This is a genomic window from Hoyosella sp. YIM 151337 (assembly GCF_026041215.1).
Taxonomy (GTDB): domain Bacteria; phylum Actinomycetota; class Actinomycetes; order Mycobacteriales; family Mycobacteriaceae; genus Hoyosella.
On record NZ_JAPEIQ010000004.1, the window covers coordinates 21,686 to 37,990 of the forward strand.

Below are 16,305 nucleotides of genomic sequence, written 5' to 3' on the forward strand. Positions count from 1 at the left end.
TCCCGCCCAGGGCGCTCCTGCCCACGACCCGGACGGAGTGGCCCTTGATCGCGGTCCTAGTGGCTCATGCGCTCGCCGCCCTCATCGCGCCGCTGCTCGTCAGGATCCTTGGGCGAAACGCGTTTCTCCCCCTCGCACTGGTGCCGTTCGGCGGTTTCCTGTGGACGGTCGCTCACTTCAGCGAGCCGCATCGAGTCAGTATCCCCTGGGCGTCTGAACTCGGCATGGACATCGACCTGTGGTTCGACGGGCTCAGCGCGATCATGTCCTGCATCATCCTGGGCGTCGGCGCGCTTGTGCTTGTGTATTGCGCCCGGTATTTCCCGCCACATGCAGCGCGGCTTGGGTCATTCGCCGCGTATCTCGTCGCTTTCGCGGGCGCGATGTTCGGGATTGTCACGTCGAACAACACACTTTTGCTGTTTATCTTCTGGGAAGCGACGACGGTGCTGTCGTTCTTGCTAATCGGATACAAAGCGGAGAAACAGACCAGCCGCCGGGCCGCCACGAAAGCGCTCCTTGTCACGACGCTGGGCGGGCTCGCCATGCTCGTCGGCCTCATCATCTTCGGACAGATGACCGGCAGCTACCTTTTGACAGACCTTCTCGAGGCACCGCCCCAGGGGTGGCTCGCCGATGTGGCGCTCGTCCTCATCATCGTCGGAGCGCTGAGCAAATCAGCGATCGTTCCGCTGCACTTCTGGCTGCCCGCAGCGATGGCCGCGCCCACCCCCGTCAGCGCATACCTGCATGCGGCGGCGATGGTGAAGGCGGGAGTCTTCCTCGTCGCCCGCCTCTCCCCTGCGTTCGCTGACGCATCCCCGTGGCGCTTGGTCATCATCACGCTCGGGGCGCTGTCGATGGTGCTCGCCGGCTGGCGCGCCCTGCGCGAGTTCGATCTGAAGCTGATCCTTGCGTTCGGCACCGTGAGCCAACTCGGATTTTTGATGGTGCTGGTCGGTATCGGAACGCGGCATGCCGCGCTCGCCGGTATCGGGCTTGTGGTCGCGCACGCCCTGTTCAAGGGCACCCTGTTCCTCGTCGTCGGCATCATCGACCGGGCCACCGGAACCCGCGACGTCCGGAAACTATGGTGCCTCGGACAGCGAGCTCCCGTGCTCGCGCTCATTTCAATCGCCGCAGCAGCGAGCATGGCTGGCCTGCCGCCGTTTCTCGGCTTCTACGGAAAGGAAACCGCGTTCACCGCGCTTTCCGAAGCTGACGGGCCGTTTCCAGGCTGGCAACTCGCCACACTGATCGCGGTCGTTGTCGGTTCGGTATTCACCGTGGCCTACACGCTGCGTTTCGTATCCGGTGCTTTCGCCCGCAAAGGACACTCTGCTCCAAGCCTTGCCGTGGAGTCGATGAAGCCACCAGGCCCGCTTTTTCTCGCGTCACCCGCAGTGCTGTCTGTTGGCGGACTGGCCGCCGGATTTCTGACCGTGCCACTCGTCGACGCGATGCTGCCGTACGTGGACCTGTTCCCCGTTGGCGTCGAAGGAGACCATCCGCACCTGGGCGGTTCCACACTGGCCCTCGGCCTCAGTGCCTTCGCGGTCATCGCTGGCTTCGTCGTTTTCTTCGCGCACCGGCGGGTGACGAAGTTGCGGTTCGCCACACCGCCGCTGGGAAATGCGGACCGTGTGTACGACGCGACGCTGCGATTCACCGATGTACTGGCGCAACGGGTCACCAGCCTGACGCAGCGCGGATCGCTGCCATTCACGCAGGCTGTCATCCTTGCGACCCTCATCGCGCTGCCGTCGACGGCACTCCTGCTGTGGCCCGATTGGCCATCGCTGCCAAACGGCGCGCCGAACTCGATGCTGCAGCTTTCCATCGGTCTCGTCATGGTCGCGGCGGCCCTCGGCGCCACGGTGCTCCGCAACCGGCTGACGATCGTTTTACTGATCGGCATCACCGGGTACGGCACCGCCGTTGTTTTCGCACTGCACGGTGCTCCCGATCTCGCGCTGACACAGGTGGTCGTCGAAACGCTCACCCTCGTCATTTTCATACTCCTGCTGCGCAAGCTGCCGGCTGAGCCGGTGCCGCACCGGCCTATGGGGCACCGCGCGGTTCGTGCGGCCCTCGGATTCGGCGCAGGCGTCATCGTCGTCACCGTGGGAATGTTCGCGGTGAGCGCCCGCGCCGCACAGCCGGTTTCAGCTTTCCTCCCCGACCTCGCGTACACACAGGGGCATGGCGCAAACGTGGTGAACGTTGTCCTCGTGGACATTCGGGCGTGGGATACGCTCGGTGAGATCAGTGTTCTGCTCGTGGCCGCGACTGGTGTCGCGAGCCTGATCTTCAGACACCGCCGTTACGGCAACACGCCACGGGTTGCTGACGCGCCGCCACCTCTCCCCCAGCCGGCCACCGTGGCAGTAGCCGCGGCACTCCGCGATGCAGACAGGACAGGCGAGGCCGGGTCCGGGCCAGTTGAGGCTGCGGAGCGGGAGATGGCTCCGATGCCGACACGCCGCCACCTCGAGTACACAGAAATCGTGTGGCTGCGCGGCAGCGAGCTCCGTAACCCGCGCAACCGGTCGTTCATCCTCGAAGTCACCACCCGTCTGCTCTTCCCGGCGATGATGGTGCTCTCGCTGTATTTCCTGTTCGCCGGCCACAACGCACCAGGTGGCGGGTTTGCAGGCGGGCTCGTTGCCGGATTGGCCCTGGTCCTTCGTTACCTCGCCGGCGGACGCTACGAGCTGGGTGAATCCGTCCGCGTGGACGCTGGAAAGATTCTGGGTCTCGGGCTTGCGCTCGCGGCCGGTACCGCGCTGTTCTCGATCCTGCTGGGTGCGCCTGCGCTGTCGTCTTCCACGATGTATTTCAGCCTGCCGCTGTTCGGGGAGGTCAAGCTAGTCACCGCCCTTATCTTCGACATCGGCGTGTACTTCCTGGTGATTGGGCTCGTCGTCGACGTCCTGCGCAGCCTTGGCGCCCGCCTCGACTCACAGATTGAGGTGACCCACCAGTGACCGTCACCGAAACCGTGGCCGGCGAAACGCTCACTACCAGCTTCGAAATCCTGGTCGTGGTGGGGATTCTCGTCGCGTGCGGCGTCTACCTGGTTCTCGAGCGCACTATCCTGAAAATGCTGCTCGGGCTCCTGCTCCTCACGAATGCGGTAAATCTCCTCATCATCACAATGGGCGGACTCTCCGGCGCGCCTCCGATCATCGGACGGCAGCCGAACGGGAGCACGGAGATGGCCGACCCATTAGTTCAAGCGCTGATCCTCACCGCGATCGTAATCGGGATGGGTCTCGCGGCATTCGTCATCGCCCTGATTTACCGGTCGTTCACCCTCCAGACCGTCGACGACGTCGAGGACGACACCGAAGACGTTCACGTCGCTCACCGCACCCGCATTGAGGCGCCGGACTACGAGCCTGAAGCCACAGTGCCCGAGTCTGCGGACGATCCACTTGGACCTCCGGTCGACGGCTCCGACTCCGACTTCGACGAATCGGAACGCTCCGACGACGGTGACAGCGAGAGAGGCGGCCGCTGATGCTGAATTTTTTGGGACCGTCCGCCGCGGAAGCACTCATTCCGCTGCCCGTGCTTCTCCCCCTGCTTGGCGCAGCGGCGACGCTGTTCTTCAGCCGCCACTATCGTGTGCAGCGGTACATCGCGCTCGCTGTGATCGGGTCCGTCTTTGTCGTGGCAACGATGCTGATGTATCTCACCGACGAATACGGCACCCACGTCGTTCAGGTCGGCGGGTGGGGCGCACCGGTTGGGATTTCACTGGTCGCTGACCGTCTATCCGCACTCATGCTGATGATTTCCGCGGCGATGCTGCTCGCCGTTCTTATCTACTCAGTCGGCCAGGGTATTCGCGACGGCCACCACCAGCAGCCAGTATCGATCTTCGCGCCCACTTATCTCGTCCTGACCGCAGGAATTTGCAACGCCTTCCTCGCGGGCGACCTCTTCAACCTGTATGTGGGCTTCGAGATTCTGCTCGCCGCAAGCTTCGTGCTGCTGACAATTGGCGTCAGCAAGGAGCGCGTCCGCGCAGGCATCACCTACGTGCTGGTGTCGATGGTGTCATCAATTGTTTTCCTCGTCGGCATCGCGTTCGCATATGCCGCGACCGGCACACTGAACCTCGCGCATATGGCTCTGCGCATGCAAGAGGTTCCGGAAGGGACGCGCAGCGCAATCTTCGCTGTTCTGCTCGTCGCGTTCGGCGTCAAAGCCGCTGTTTTCCCGTTGTACGGGTGGCTGCCCGACTCATATCCCACGGCCCCGGCCCCGGTTACCGCGGTGTTCGCCGGTTTGCTGACGAAGGTGGGCGTGTACGCGATCATTCGCACGCACACGCTGGTCTTCCCGAGCGGGCTTCTTAATGACGTCTTGCTGGTGGCTGCGCTGCTGACGATGGTCATCGGGATCTTGGGCGCCATAGCCCAATCGGATATCAAGCGGCTGCTGTCGTTCACACTCGTCAGTCACATCGGCTACATGGTCTTCGGCATTGCTCTGTCGTCGAACCTGGGCCTCGCTGGCGCGATCTTCTATGCGGTGCACCACATCATCGTCCAAACCACACTGTTCCTTGTCGTCGGGTTGATCGAGCGACAAGCAGGCTCATCATCGCTGCGCAGGCTGGGTGGGCTCGCGAAAGCCAGTCCGCTGCTTGCGCTCATCTTCTTCATTCCCGCGCTCAACCTCGGCGGGATACCGCCCTTCAGCGGATTCATCGGGAAGGTGGCGCTAGTCCAGGCTGGTGTTGACGATGCGGGTGTCCTCGCCTGGGTGCTTGTTTTTGGCAGTATCGCGACAAGCTTGCTCACCCTGTACGTCGTTGCTCGCATTTGGACAAAAGCGTTCTGGCGTGACCGCGCAGACGCACCGGAAGGACATCTGGTTGCCTCCCGTCCAACCGCACTCGTCGACGACGCGTTCGACGTGCCCTACGGCGAGCGTGCCGATGTCGGGCGCATGCCCGCCCTGATGGTTGCACCGACTGCGGGCCTCGCGATCTTGGGGATTTCGCTGACGCTCCTCGCAGGCCCGTTCTTCGCATATGCGAACCGCGCTGCCGAGGCACTGCGCGAGCGCACTGACTACGTCACAACTGTCCTCGACGCGGATCCCGAGGTACTTCACGGCCCAGCCGAGAGAATAAGCGGCACGACTCCAGCCGGAGGTGAGCGATGATCCGGGCGGTACTGCTGCGCGCGTTCGGCGTTATGTGGCTAGCGGGTATTTGGGTGCTGCTGTGGGGGACCTTGTCCGTCGGCAACGTGCTCTCCGGAATCCTGGTCGGGCTTGCCGTGGTGTACCTGCTGCCGCTGCCGCGGATCCCTATTGGCGGGCGGCTGCATCCGTTCTCGTTCATCATGCTCAATCTTGTGATCGCGGCGATGCTCGTTCGCGCCACGCTCCAAGTCACGTGGATTACGATCCGTCCAGGGCCGCCGCCCCGCAGCGCCGTTCTGAAACGGCGCCTGGATGTCCGGTCCGACCTGGTTCTCACGCTGATGGTCGATGCGCTCAGTCTCATCCCAGGCAGTCTCGTCTTGCAAATCGACAAGGCGCAGCGTGTCGTGTTCGTCCACGTCATCGACATCACCGACAAACGCGCAATCGCGAAGTTTCACAAAGACACCGACCGGCTCGAACGCTGGTTCGTGAGAGCGTTCGAGCGGCGCGACGAGTGGCGGGACATCACCTCCAACGCATCATTGGGGCGGGCCGAGCGATGACACTGATGAACGTTGTCTATCTGGTGTGCGCAATCATGCTCGTCACGGCGAGTCTTGTGACCACTTACCGATTGGTAGCAGGCCCCAACTCGCTGGACCGCCTCGTTGCCGTCGACATGCTCGTCGCGCTGTCGCTGTGCGGACTCGCGGTGTGGGCAGCGTACTCTCGCGACACGACCGTAGTGTCCGCCGTCGTCGCGCTAGCGCTCCTTGGTTTCATCGGGTCGATTGCCGTCACGCGGTACCGCGTCCCCGACGACCGGCTAACGGGCGAGGCTGACTCATGATCATCGACGTGCTTGTAGGCGTTCTCCTGCTCACCGGCTGTGCACTCGCGCTCATCGCCTCGATCGGGGTGGTCCGGTTCCCCGACACCCTCACCCGCATGCACGCAGCGACGAAACCGCAGATTCTCAGTGTGATTCTCGTGCTGACGGCGGCCGGTATCACCCTGTGGGGGTCTGTGGATGTCGGCATGCTATTTCTGGCAATCCTGTTCGCCGGGCTCACTGTTCCCGTCGTCGCCCACCGCGTGGGACGGCTCGCCTACCGCGAGAAACTGTACCGTCAGGACCTCATTACCATCGACCAGATGGAGCCGAACCGCGACGACTGACACCGCTCACATGACACTGCCGCGAAGTTCACCGACGAGGGAATCCACGATCGAGGCGAGGCTGCCGCCACCTTCCACGATGCTCCGCTGCCGCTGGTACGACGCCCCGTAGCGGGGGATGTCCGCGACTGACCCGAGTTCCCGCGCGCAGTCTAGCGATTTCGCGACCGGTTCGAGCTTCTCCAGCATCACCGCGAGATCATCGGTCACGACTTGCTCGTTGCAGTCACGATCAAGAATGACCTCTGCATCCAAGCCATACCGTGCGGCGCGCCATTTGTTTTCCTGCACCAGCCAAGGCGGCATGGAAGGCAACTCCTCCCCCGCTTCGAGCCGCCGGTCCAGGTCCACCACGATGCAGTGAATGAGAGCGGTGAGCGCGGCGAGTTCACGCATTGTGGGGATGCCGTCGCACACACGGACTTCGATCGTGCCGAACCCGGGAGACGGCCTGATATCCCAGTGCAAACCACCGAGTGACTCAATGATGCCGGTTTTCATCTGATCGCCGGTGAACTGTTCGAACTCTTGCCACGTTTCGAACTGGAATGGCAGCCCCGCTGTCGGAAGTTGCTGGAACAGCAGCGCACGGGTACTCGCATACCCGGTGTCCTTCCCGTCCCAGATCGGAGAGGACCCGGACAACGCCAGCAAATGCGGGTATTTCATCAACAGTGCGTTGAGGATCGGGAAGACCTTGTCTGCGCGGGAGACGCCGACATGCACGTGTACGCCCCAAATCAGAAGTTGCCGGCCCCAATACTGATTCCGGTTGATGATTTCGACGTAGTTCGGTTTGTCGGTGAGCATCTCATCGGTCCAATGCGCGAACGGATGTGTGCCAGCGCAGAAGAAATCAACTCCTAGTCGATCCCCTGCGGCGAGTACGGCCCGCAGGGAACGGGCGACGTCATCCATCGCTTCGCCGACGGTATTGTGCACCCCAGTAACGATCTCCACGGTGTTGCGCAGAAACTCTTTGTGGATCGGGGATTCAGCTTGGGTTGGATCTATGCCGTGCCGCTCGGCTAGCTCATCGAGCACTGCTTCAGCAGCGTTGACGAGGTCGCGGTCACCCCGGTTGACGATCGCCAGCTCCCACTCGACTCCCAGGGTCGGGCGGGGCGAACCGCTGAACGAAATCTCCACACCCTGATAGAACCACAAAGGACACCGCCCGGCAGGGCAGTGTCCTTTGTCTTATCTGAGCGTGTTGGGCGCGTTGGCGATTAGCTGCGCTCTTCGATCACACCGCAGGCGAGCCGGTCCCCCGAGTCGCCGGTTGACAGTGTTTGTTCATCCGGTACTGCGCCGCCGTCAGCGAGTTCGTAACGGTCCGGGATGTTGGCGAAATTGTCCGGTCCAGCGTGCAGGATGAAGGCCGCGCCGTCACCACTAAGCAGATCATCGACTGTCACGCGGTCGGTCGTTGTAACAAGCTCACCGGTACCGTCGTCAAGGATCAGAATCGACGTGAGATCTCCGCTGTGGTCCGCATGATCTTCACCGTCGAGATTCAGGTGACTGCCCGCGGACGTGAACGCACCGTTGTCGCCGTTAGCCTCGCACACACCAGTTTCGTGGATATGGAAGCCCTTGAAGCCCGGCGGGACCTCGCTCGGATCGGCATCGATGAGGGCACGGATGCGCAGATGATCACCCGACTCGGTGATCGTCACAGTACCGATCTCGGTGCCGTCTGCGAGCGCGAGCTGGGCCTCCACACTCTGCCCCGCCGGATCCTCGCCATGCATCTCGTCGTCCTCTTGCTGATGATCGACTGGAGCTGCTTCGCCTGTCCAGACCGGCGGCGGAGGCGGCGTCTCAGTCATCGTGGAGGGGGCCTCGCCTGGCGCTGCGCATCCACTCAGAACAAGCGCACCGGCAGCGACTGCTGCGGCAGCTACTGCGGGATTCCGCCACGAAGCTCCCCCGCGCCGGAGGGTCCGCCGTACCTGTGAGGCCATCACAAAAGCTCCTTCGCCAGAAAGGTCTCGCCCGGGCTGGGGTGACCACACGGTATCCCGGGATGTTGAGCGTTCTTCAGTGCCACAGCATATCGGTGGCCGTGCCGAGACCAGCGAGCACCCCGAACTATCCGGCCAGAATCACGACCACGCCGGGTGGCTGGTCCGAGATTCCCGGAAACCGGGGCGCTGTCGATGCTCCCAGCGTCGCGGCGACGCGCTCAGCGACTTGCTGTTCACCTGGTGCGTCCCCGTAGTACACGGTTGTGCCACCGACGATGCTCGCACTGTAATTCCCGACGGCACCGACCGGCCAGCCGGACGCCCGCAGTGTATCCGCGGTACGGCCCGCGAGCCCCTGCACGGTGCTGTTGTTGAGTACGTGCACGTCAACAGCAGGTACCGGCGGGGGCGCCAGCGATGTAGTCGGCTCCGGCTCATCCGTCGGCTCCGGATCGGCGGTGGTGGTCGGCGCGACCGTCGTCGTGGTCACCATCGGCGCACCCGCCTGTGGATCCGGTTCCGCGTTCGCGTCACGAAGAACGAAGACCCCGATGGCGATAAAGACGACAGCCGCGGAAAGCAGCATGAAAGCGAATGACCGCAACGGCAGCCGGTTCGCATCAGAGCGTGGAGTAGTCACCGTTCATCTCCCGGCTACGTGGTTCTGAAACCCAGGCGGCGCGCCGCCCGGGCCTTCTGCCTGCCAGCACGCAAGCGACGAAGCCGCTTGACCAGCATTGGGTCCGCGCTCAGCGCTTCTGGCCGATCGAGCAGCGCATTCAGCACCTGGTAGTAACGTGTGGCGGACAGGCCGAAAAGGTTCTTGATCGCCTCTTCCTTCGCGCCTGCGTACTTCCACCACTGCCGCTCGAACGCAAGGATGTCGCGTTCGCGGCGGGACAAACCCGAATCGTCGTCAATCGCGAGATCGTGAGCAGACGCCTCGGGTGCACTGTGTGGCTCCTGTGCTGGCTGCCCGGCTCGCGCTGCTGCGCTTTCCATCTCGCTCCTCAGGGAAATAACGTGCGTGTCGTTCGCCCATTATTGAACCATCGCACGCCGCCGAAACTCTGGCTCTCACTGCGGCGAGTCTGGCCGATGCGGGAATCCGGATTCCCTATCTGGACCCGAAATCAGTAATCTTTCACCTCATGGCCATCCACCCGATCCGCGTCATCGGTGACCCAGTTCTTCACAAGCCGACCCGCGCTGTCGAGCAGACGCCGGGGGAAAGCGCTGACATCGCTGAACTCGTTCAGGACATGTACGACACGATGGCAGCCGCCAACGGTGTTGGGCTCGCTGCCAACCAGATTGGTGTCGACCTGCGAATTTTCGTCTATGACTGCCCAGACCGCGACGAAGAAACCGGCACCGTAGTGCGTCGCAAGGGTGAAGTGATCAACCCGGTGCTCGAGACGTCGGAAATCCCCGAAACCATGCCCGACCCGGAAGACGATCTCGAAGGCTGCCTCTCCGTACCCGGGGAGCAGTTCCCCACCGGTCGTGCCACGTGGGCACGTGTCACCGGCGTCGACGTCAAGGGCAACCCGGTCGACATTTCTGGAACGGGTTTGTTCGCCCGCTGCTTGCAGCATGAGGTGGGGCATCTCGATGGCTTTCTTTACATCGATCGACTCATCGGCCGGAACGCGCGCGCCGCGAAGAAAACGATTAAGAAGAACGGCTGGGGTGTCCCGGGCCTGTCCTGGACTCCTGGCACTGTTCCCGATCCGTTTGGACATGACGACTGATGCGAATCGCCACCTGGAACGTCAACTCCGCCCGCGCACGCATCGAGCGTATAACGTCGTGGCTCGAGCGCTCCGACGTTGATGTCCTGGCCATACAGGAAACCAAATGCCGGGATGACCAGTTTCCCGCGATGGCTTTCGAGGCTGCCGGGTACGAAGTAGCGCACCACGGCACGAACCAGTGGAATGGTGTTGCACTCGTGTCACGCGTCGGCCTGGACGACGTACAGATCGGCTTCCCAGGTGTACCCACCTTCCGTGACCAAGCGGAACCACGTGCCATCGGGGCGAATTGCGGCGGCGTCACGGTGTGGAGCCTCTACGTGCCGAACGGACGGACACTCACCGACCCGCATTACGAGTACAAACTTCGGTGGCTCGATGCACTGTGGGACGCGACCGCAGCATGGCTCGGAAGTGCGCCGGGGGCACGTTTGGCACTCACCGGCGACTGGAATATCGCGCCGCACGACGAGGACGTGTGGGACATGGCGGTGTTCGCGGACTCTACACACGTGTCCGACCCAGAACGCAAGGCGTACCAGCGCTTCTTCGACTTGGGGCTCTCCGACGCGGTTCGGCCTTTCACACCGGGCCCGGGCATTTATACCTATTGGGACTACACCAAGCTCCGCTTCCCGCGGCGCGAAGGCATGCGCATAGATCACATGCTCGTTTCGCCCGCGCTGCGTGTGACCAGCGGCCGGATCGACCGCGACGAACGCAAAGGAAAAGGCGCGAGCGACCACGCTCCAGTGATCATGGAAATCGAATGAAGTCTCCGCCTCGTGAACGAGGCGGTTTCCTTACTCACTGCCGTGGTTCGGCGGCGGTTTTCGGGTTTTGACGTTTCACAGCCTGCCTGGTGGCGTTGGGCTCGACGTCCTGCAAGGCCACTTCCTGGCCCCGTTGTTTGATCACGATCGCAGCGTTGGTGTCCGCGTTCCCGGTCCACCCACAGGCCGGGTTCTTGCACCGGAACACCGCTTGGCTTTCGCGTTGTCCTGGTGTGGTTGACCCGCATGCGTGGCACGTTGTTGATGTGCCGTGTGGCCGGACCGCGATGACCCGCGCTCCTGCTTGATCTGCTTTATACGTGAGCAGGGTGTGGATCTGCGTCCACCCCTGATTGAGTATCGACCGATTCAGCCCGGCCTTTTGCTTGACGTTCACACCGGGTTCTTCGATGGTGCCTTTCGCACTGCGGGTCATGTTCGCTACCCGCAGGTCTTCGACCATCACTGCCGCGACGCCGGTATTGAGCAGGGCGGTCGTGGTTTGGTGGGCGAAGTCGTACCGGCGTCGTGCTTGTCGCGCTTTCAGCCCGCCGATTTGGGCATACGTGAGTTGGAGTCGCCGGCTCGGCTTGTGCCCGCGCGGCTTGGTGGCCTTCTGTCGCGCGGCTTTTCGTTCGAGTCGGTACAAGCGCTTCGCCTCACCGGCGGTGAGAGTGGGAGCCGGGTCAATGAACGACCCATCCGACAAGGCGATCGTGTGAGTGACTCCGCGGTCAATCCCGACGGCGCCCCGCTCGCTCCGGCGTGGCCGTGGCTTGACGACCTGGTTCTCACCCCGCACGACCAGCACCCACCCCGTGGCTTCCAATACGACTCGTGCCCCGGTGACCTTCTCCGGCAACGCCCGGTGCAGGCGGATCGTGCAGACCCCGACTTTCGGGATCTGCACGGTGCCCCACTTCCGGTTCAATCGGGTGATGTTCAGATCCCGCGCTTGAGGGACATCGACCGCTCGACGGGCACGCCGCGATTTCCATGCCGGGCGGTCGTGGGTGCCGCCCCAAAAGTTCTTCCACGCCTGCACATACGCCTTCAATACCTGCTGCGCCGCTTGGGCAGGCAGTACCGCGAGCCAGTCGATGTCTTTGCGGGCCTGACGGATCGCGGCATCAGATTCAGTCCACGTCGGCCACCGCCGTGATGATTCATGGAAAGTGTGGTGGGCGTGGATCAGGTTCCACATCACACGTGCCGCATTCGCCTGCGCGAGCAGTGTCTGAGCTTGGGTGCGTGACGGTGTCAGCGGGTACCTCACGCACCGCTTCACCGTCATCAGTTCGCTCACGCCCACAGTGTGGCTCACACCAGTGACAGTATCATTGGTTTATGTCACCTCGATGGGAACCAAACAAGGATGTACGCACAGGTCGGCATGTTGTTTATAACCTGCACGCCCATTTGGTTTTCGTCACCAAGTACCGCCGAAACGTGTTCACCGACGACATGCTGAAACGATGCGAGCAGATCATGCGGGACGTGTGCACTGATTTCGAAGCCGAGCTGCGGGAGTTCAGCGGCGAACACGACCACGTTCACCTACTCGTGCACTATCCACCCAAAGTTGCGTTATCGAAACTGGTGAACAGCCTCAAAGGCGTCACCGCCCGCCGCCTCCGGCAGGAATACACACCCCACGTCCGCAAATACCTCTGGGGCGGTCATTTCTGGTCCGGGTCCTACTTCGCCGGGTCCTGCGGCGGAGCACCCCTAACCGTGGTCAAGCAATACATCGAAAACCAGCAACGACCCGTTTAACCAACAAACCGTCTCGCTACGCGAGCCCAAAAGACGGGATGCCCTTCACCCCCGGCGTGAACACCGGAGCACTGCGCAAGATTAGAGGTAGACCTGCTCGTGCTGCGGCTTGTACTGGATCAGTTCGAAAACCTCGGTCCGGAAGACGATGGCGCCTGCCGTGGACGCGGCGCCGCCGCCAGCCTCGTCGCCACGCTAGGCCGTTTGAGACTAGCCAGCCGTGTTGAGTGCGCGTTCGCCCTCGAATGAACCGGGCCGGCCGGGCCCGGTGGAAACGAGGTCCCGGAGACTGCCATTGATGTACTGGCCCCACGCGTTCGAGCACACGCTGTAGCACTCGTGGCCGGGAACCAGTCCGGCATGGGTGAATCGGACCCGGGTGGCGCCATCCTCATCAAAGACTTCGAAGATGACGGTTGTCCCCGTCCACTCTTCGTTGTCTTCGGTAAAGCTGAGATAGCTGTCCAGCACCAGCCAGGCGACCTTCTTCGCCGGGACGAACTCGGTGATCCGGAACTTCGAGTAGTGCATGCCCGGGACGCGGTACGTGAATTCCCCACCGAGTGTGTCCGTACTGCCGTCAACCTGTCCTGACCACCACCCGGGCACGTCGATGATGGCGTCAAAGGCTTCTTTCGGAGTCGTCCCCTCCACCGAGAAACTGGTGGTAAAGCCGTTATCACTCATGATTTCCTCCAATTCGTGGGGCTGAGTGTGAAATGCCAGCGCTCACCGGCCAAGGTGATCCTTCAGCCGGTCTAGTGAGTCGTCCCAGTCGCGGGCGAGGGCGTTGAGGAACTGTTGCGCCACCTGCATCGGGGCGGATCGGAGCCGGTACCGCACCCGGCGCCGCTCCCCCGGTTCGCCTGTCACGAGGCCAGCCTCGGTTAGCAGTGCGAGGTGTTTGGCGATCGCTTGCCGCGTGATTGGCAGGCGGTCGGCCAGGTCGGTAGCGGTGGCGGGGCCGGCTGCTGAAAGTGCGGCCAGGACGGCGCGCCGGGTCGGATCGGCCAGGGCAACGAAGACCTGTTCCGCGATTGCCTCGGTATCAGGACGCATCGAGGTAGTCGGCGAGTTCACCCAGCTCGCTCGCCCAGCCTTCGGTGTGGGCGTCATACGCCTTGCCGTAAGCGTCGTCGGGCAGCTGCGCGAAGCCGGATTCGACAACGGTAAGCCGCGTGCCTGCACCGTTCGGCTCGAGCGTGAACTCGACATAGGTGCGTCGCGGATCGCCCTCGGGCATCCCGTACATGGGCCACGTGAAGCCGAACACGGCCCGCTCCTCTACTCGCTCGACCCGGAACTCCGCGGATTCACCGCTGGTCCACGTCATCGTGCCTGATCCGGCAGGACGGAGGTCGATCGTCGCCGTGTTGCCGAACCAGGCGGCCAGACCCTCGGCTGTGGTGAGCGCTTCCCATACCTTGCCTGGCGGGTGGGCGAGCTCGACAGTGCGCTCGATCCGGTCAGGAAAACCCATAACTGCCTCCAATCAATAGCAACCGATTGGTTGCTATACTATGGCAACCAATCGGTTGCGTCAAGGCGCCAGATCCAGCGAATTCCGGCCGTCAGGCCTGACGCGCAGATAACGCCTCACCGATCTCCGCCAGGATGTCGACGACGGCGCGCACAGCGAGCCGGGCATAGCGGTCGGGCCGTGACAGAGCGACAACGCTTCGGTCTGCGTGAAGACCAGTGAGTGGCCGCAGAACGACCCCGCACCGCGGTGACGTGGTGAAACGTGGCAGCACTGCCAGCCCCACGCCCGCCGCAACGAGACTCTCAACCAGGCGGTTGTCGCGTAACCGGATCCTGCGGTGCAATGCGTGGCCAGTAATGCGCTCGACGGTAAGGAGGATGGTGTCAAAGGGGTATCCGGCGGGTACCCCCACCCACGTCGTACCTATCAGGTCTTGGGGCGCGAGAACGGCCCGATCAGCCAGGGGATGATCGGCAGGAAGCGCGACATCGAGAGTCTCGCGCGCAATGACCGTACAGGTCAGCCCTTCCGCACCCGCTGGAACGTCACCTGTAAGGCTATGTGCGATAACGATATCCGCGTCAAGGGCACGCGCTGCGAAGTCGGCTTCGGCGAGGTCGAAATCGTCAATGTCGAGGCTGATCTGTGAATCGCGCAGCCGGGTGACGAGGCCGGGGAGTAACGCTTCGCCGGCGCTCGGCAGGGTGCCGATGCGTACGGTCCCCCGGGGCTCGCCTGCCATCGCGTCAAGGCGCGCTTGCACCGCGGCGAGCGCCCGGCAGACCTCGTCGGCACTATCTGCAAGAAGCTGGCCCTCGGCGGTGAGCCGAATTCCGCGCGAAACTGGCTCAACGAGCCTCACCCCCAGCTCACGCTCAGCGGAACGCAACTGCTGAGAGAGCGCCGAGGGGGTGCGGTGTGTTGCTTCGGCGACGGCCGCAAGAGTGCCACGGACGGACAGTTCACGGAGTAGCTCCAGATGCCTAACCTCCATGTAGGGAACCTACACTAATTGGTCAGAATTTTTCGCTAGACCTTAATTATGCGAACTAGCACAGTGATCTTGTGCCTACCCGCCATGTTCTTCTCGCCGCATTGGTTGCGGCGCTGTGGGGCGTGAACTTCCTCGCGATACACGCGTCGCTGCAACAGTTCCCTCCCCTGTTTCTCGTGAGCCTCAGGTTCCTGCTGCTCGCGGTCCCGGTAGTGCTGTTCGTGCCCAGGCCGCGGGTGCCGCTTCGATGGCTTATCGGCTATGGCCTAGGGTTTGGCACCCTGCAATTCGCTGGTCTCTACCTCGGCATGGCGGCCGGGTTCCCGACGGGCCTTGCGTCCCTCGTGCTCCAGTCGTCCGCGCCATTCACAGTGGTGCTGGCCGTCTTGCTGCTCCGGGAGCGGCTCACTGGGCGGCGTGTGTTTGGGGTCGCGGTAGCTGTTGCCGGGCTCGTGCTCGTCGGCTTCTCACGAGCGGATGCCACATCCTGGTGGCCATTCCTGCTCGTGCTGATCGGTGGACTGGGCTGGGCACTGGGCAATCTCGCGAGCCGGCTCGCGGCCCCGCCAAAGCCGCTTCACCTGACACTCTGGATGTCGGTGATCCCCCCGCTCCCAATGTTCATGCTGTCCCTGACTATCGAAGGCCCGCTACAGATCCGCGATGCAATGGCAGGATCGCTAAGCCTTAGTGCCCTGCCGGCGTGGCTCGGCCTGGCCTACACAATCATTCTGGGAACGGTCGCCGGATCAGGCATCTGGGTGTGGCTGATGGCCCGGCACCCAGCAGGGGTGGTTGCGCCCTTCTCGATGCTGGTTCCGATCGTTGGCGTCGCCACCGCATGGGCGGTTCTTGGTGAGCAGCCAGCGGTCTTCGAACTCGCGGGCGGACTTCTCGTGGTTGGTGGAGTTTTATGGGCGAGCCGCCCACACCATAAGCCTTATGCTGCCGCCTCCGGCAGAAATACGCACCCCACGTACGCGCAAATACCTGTGGGGCGGGCATTTCTGGTCCGGGTCCTACTTCGCCGGGTCTTGCGGCGGAGCGCCCCTGGCCGTGGTCAACCAGCACACGAGAGCTAGCAACGACCCGTCTAACCGATCAGCGGCCACGCTATGCGAACCCAACGGAGTCGGGATGCGCTTCACGCCCCCGAGATCGCCAGAGCACTGCGCAAGACTAGAGGTAGAAGTCCAGCGAGCGTGAC

Annotated in this window: 20 protein-coding genes and 1 pseudogene; 11 read left to right on the top strand and 10 right to left on the bottom strand. The window is 63.0% G+C overall.

Features of this window, described 5'->3' with window-relative positions:
• The first annotated feature begins 44 nt into the window (after positions 1–44).
• The 6 genes from ONR57_RS00625 to mnhG are packed head-to-tail and all read left to right on the top strand — an operon-like array spanning position 45 to position 6,345.
• On the top strand, positions 45–2,987 hold the full coding sequence (locus ONR57_RS00625) for a Na+/H+ antiporter subunit A (RefSeq protein ID WP_265120878.1): 2,943 nt from the start codon (positions 45–47) through the stop codon (positions 2,985–2,987).
• Entirely contained in the window at positions 2,984–3,523 is a 540-nt protein-coding gene (locus ONR57_RS00630) for a Na(+)/H(+) antiporter subunit C (protein WP_265120879.1), read from the top strand. The genes ONR57_RS00625 and ONR57_RS00630 overlap by 4 nt, the downstream gene beginning before the upstream one ends.
• Entirely contained in the window at positions 3,523–5,181 is a 1,659-nt protein-coding gene (locus ONR57_RS00635) for a Na+/H+ antiporter subunit D (RefSeq protein WP_265120880.1), read from the top strand. The genes ONR57_RS00630 and ONR57_RS00635 overlap by 1 nt, the downstream gene beginning before the upstream one ends.
• Positions 5,178–5,729, top strand: a complete 552-nt coding sequence (locus ONR57_RS00640) for a Na+/H+ antiporter subunit E (RefSeq protein ID WP_265120882.1) — start codon at positions 5,178–5,180, stop codon at positions 5,727–5,729. The genes ONR57_RS00635 and ONR57_RS00640 overlap by 4 nt, the downstream gene beginning before the upstream one ends.
• 5 nt (positions 5,730–5,734) lie before the next feature.
• Positions 5,735–6,016, top strand: coding sequence for a monovalent cation/H+ antiporter complex subunit F (locus tag ONR57_RS00645; RefSeq protein WP_265121037.1), 282 nt, complete (start codon positions 5,735–5,737; stop codon positions 6,014–6,016).
• Positions 6,013–6,345, top strand: coding sequence for a monovalent cation/H(+) antiporter subunit G (gene mnhG, locus ONR57_RS00650; RefSeq protein WP_265120883.1), 333 nt, complete (start codon positions 6,013–6,015; stop codon positions 6,343–6,345). Before ONR57_RS00645 ends, mnhG begins: the two co-directional genes overlap by 4 nt.
• 6 nt (positions 6,346–6,351) lie before the next feature.
• Here the strand turns inward: mnhG and ONR57_RS00655 are convergent, their stop codons facing one another.
• The 4 genes from ONR57_RS00655 to ONR57_RS00670 form a co-directional block, all read right to left on the bottom strand.
• A complete protein-coding gene (locus ONR57_RS00655) occupies positions 6,352–7,494 on the bottom strand; it encodes a glutamate--cysteine ligase (protein WP_265120884.1) in 1,143 nt (380 codons plus the stop codon).
• An 80-nt stretch (positions 7,495–7,574) separates the two neighbouring features.
• Positions 7,575–8,312 (bottom strand): superoxide dismutase family protein, encoded by a 738-nt coding sequence (locus tag ONR57_RS00660; RefSeq protein ID WP_265120885.1) that lies wholly within the window; start codon positions 8,310–8,312, stop codon positions 7,575–7,577.
• Between the two features lie 127 nt (positions 8,313–8,439).
• On the bottom strand, positions 8,440–8,955 hold the full coding sequence (locus ONR57_RS00665) for a LytR C-terminal domain-containing protein (RefSeq protein ID WP_265120886.1): 516 nt from the start codon (positions 8,953–8,955) through the stop codon (positions 8,440–8,442).
• Positions 8,956–8,969: 14 nt separating this feature from the next.
• The gene (locus tag ONR57_RS00670) at positions 8,970–9,317 is read right to left on the bottom strand and encodes a DUF3263 domain-containing protein (protein WP_265120887.1); all 348 of its coding nucleotides are present in this window, start codon (positions 9,315–9,317) and stop codon (positions 8,970–8,972) included.
• Between the two features lie 149 nt (positions 9,318–9,466).
• Between ONR57_RS00670 and ONR57_RS00675 the strand changes: the two genes are divergently transcribed.
• Positions 9,467–10,069 (top strand): peptide deformylase, encoded by a 603-nt coding sequence (locus ONR57_RS00675; protein WP_265120888.1) that lies wholly within the window; start codon positions 9,467–9,469, stop codon positions 10,067–10,069.
• Positions 10,069–10,845, top strand: a complete 777-nt coding sequence (locus ONR57_RS00680; RefSeq protein ID WP_265120889.1) for an exodeoxyribonuclease III — start codon at positions 10,069–10,071, stop codon at positions 10,843–10,845. Before ONR57_RS00675 ends, ONR57_RS00680 begins: the two co-directional genes overlap by 1 nt.
• A gap of 34 nt (positions 10,846–10,879) precedes the next feature.
• On the opposite strand, the gene ONR57_RS00685 is transcribed toward ONR57_RS00680, so the two are convergent.
• Positions 10,880–12,169: a transposase gene (locus ONR57_RS00685; RefSeq protein ID WP_265120890.1), complete on the bottom strand. Its 1,290-nt coding sequence runs from the start codon at positions 12,167–12,169 to the stop codon at positions 10,880–10,882.
• Positions 12,170–12,192: 23 nt separating this feature from the next.
• Here ONR57_RS00685 and tnpA point away from each other — a divergent pair, with 23 nt between their 5' ends.
• Entirely contained in the window at positions 12,193–12,621 is a 429-nt protein-coding gene (tnpA, locus tag ONR57_RS00690) for an IS200/IS605 family transposase (RefSeq protein WP_265120891.1), read from the top strand.
• Between the two features lie 81 nt (positions 12,622–12,702).
• Here the strand turns inward: tnpA and ONR57_RS00695 are convergent.
• The 5 genes and pseudogenes from ONR57_RS00695 to ONR57_RS00715 all read right to left on the bottom strand — a co-directional run.
• Positions 12,703–12,789, bottom strand: a pseudogene (locus ONR57_RS00695) (hypothetical protein); the annotation flags it as partial.
• 42 nt (positions 12,790–12,831) lie between these two features.
• The gene (locus tag ONR57_RS00700) at positions 12,832–13,308 is read right to left on the bottom strand and encodes an SRPBCC domain-containing protein (protein ID WP_265120892.1); all 477 of its coding nucleotides are present in this window, start codon (positions 13,306–13,308) and stop codon (positions 12,832–12,834) included.
• Between the two features lie 42 nt (positions 13,309–13,350).
• Positions 13,351–13,680 (bottom strand): metalloregulator ArsR/SmtB family transcription factor, encoded by a 330-nt coding sequence (locus ONR57_RS00705; RefSeq protein WP_265120893.1) that lies wholly within the window; start codon positions 13,678–13,680, stop codon positions 13,351–13,353.
• Positions 13,670–14,101, bottom strand: a complete 432-nt coding sequence (locus tag ONR57_RS00710; protein WP_265120894.1) for an SRPBCC domain-containing protein — start codon at positions 14,099–14,101, stop codon at positions 13,670–13,672. Before ONR57_RS00710 ends, ONR57_RS00705 begins: the two co-directional genes overlap by 11 nt.
• A gap of 91 nt (positions 14,102–14,192) precedes the next feature.
• The gene (locus ONR57_RS00715) at positions 14,193–15,098 is read right to left on the bottom strand and encodes a LysR family transcriptional regulator (RefSeq protein WP_265120895.1); all 906 of its coding nucleotides are present in this window, start codon (positions 15,096–15,098) and stop codon (positions 14,193–14,195) included.
• Positions 15,099–15,169: 71 nt separating this feature from the next.
• On the opposite strand from ONR57_RS00715, the gene ONR57_RS23250 reads away from it, so the two are divergent.
• Both ONR57_RS23250 and ONR57_RS23460 read left to right on the top strand, forming a co-directional pair.
• Complete coding sequence (locus ONR57_RS23250; RefSeq protein ID WP_265120896.1) at positions 15,170–16,180, top strand: EamA family transporter; 1,011 nt, start codon at positions 15,170–15,172, stop codon at positions 16,178–16,180.
• A complete protein-coding gene (locus ONR57_RS23460; protein WP_374116361.1) occupies positions 16,089–16,304 on the top strand; it encodes a hypothetical protein in 216 nt (71 codons plus the stop codon). Before ONR57_RS23250 ends, ONR57_RS23460 begins: the two co-directional genes overlap by 92 nt.
• Position 16,305: the final 1 nt, after the last annotated feature.